Source organism: Herbidospora sp. RD11066, assembly GCF_054661255.1.
Genome location: NZ_BAAGDO010000166.1, coordinates 1 through 269, shown reverse-complemented (window position 1 = coordinate 269; position 269 = coordinate 1). Strand labels below are relative to the sequence as shown.

Here is a 269-nt window from a genome sequence, read left to right as displayed (position 1 = left end):
CATTTCCACGGCTGGCAGCTGGTGGAATTTCAGGAGACGCGGCCTGCGCAGCTTGTGGTGGGCAACAGCGGTACTCAATTGGCCACGCCTCGCGATGGGTCGCCCAATGGCATCTTTCGTGCTCATGGGAGGCCGCTGCTTGGGCAAAACATCTCCCACTCTCCGACCGTGGGCGAGTTTGGGTGGAGCCTTTTGGATGTTTCTGGCGAAACGAACCCCAAGATGTCTGCCTTCTTCTTGGCAGATGAGGACTTTGAGTCGACCCCGGA

At 58.7% G+C, this 269-nt stretch carries 1 protein-coding gene; it reads left to right on the top strand.

What is annotated here, in order from left to right; translation table 11 throughout:
- Positions 1-269: hypothetical protein (locus ACYQ78_RS39660; RefSeq protein WP_459806152.1), on the top strand; the 269-nt coding region annotated here is incomplete at both ends.